The sequence below is a fragment of the Mesorhizobium tamadayense genome, assembly GCF_003863365.1.
Lineage (GTDB): Bacteria > Pseudomonadota > Alphaproteobacteria > Rhizobiales > Rhizobiaceae > Mesorhizobium > Mesorhizobium tamadayense.
In genome coordinates this window covers 1-441 of record NZ_RQXT01000251.1, presented here as the reverse complement: position 1 = coordinate 441, position 441 = coordinate 1, and the positions used below count along the sequence as shown (strand labels likewise).

At 63.5% G+C, this 441-nt stretch carries 1 protein-coding gene; it reads left to right on the top strand.

Annotated features, from left to right (window positions below; translation table 11 throughout):
- The coding region (locus EH240_RS37545; protein ID WP_342634132.1) for a hypothetical protein at nt 1-383 on the top strand (383 nt) is incomplete at its 5' end.
- Between the last annotated feature and the right edge of the window lie 58 nt (nt 384-441).

Sequence of the window (441 nt, the reverse complement as noted above, 5' to 3'; positions counted from 1 at the left end):
GGGGATTGTACAAGAAGCTCGGCGAAATCGATGCGCGCTACGGGAGCCGCGATCACCTGCGTTACCAGATTGCGGCGCACCTGGCCTCGATTGGCCGCTACATCGACGCGCCCCCAAAGGAGGAGGAGGCCTGGATCGATAATGAAACACCCGAGTTGGCCGAGGTCACGCCTTACGACGTGGCGCACTTTCAGACTTACGCCGTCCTGCTGATGTCGGAGGCGATGGGCCTCGACTGGCGCAAGGTGGCACGAGCCATCTTGAACATTGACGCAGAGCGCCAGCCGGAACGGGCACGTCGGGCTTGGACATCCCACCTGGCGCGGGCGCGGTGGCTAGCGACGAGCGGCTGCGGACAGCTTCAGAGCGATCGGTTGCAATAGCCGCCGCCGTACGGGAAGCTCGCATGACCAAGCCAGCTGTTGCCAAAGGCGAACATGG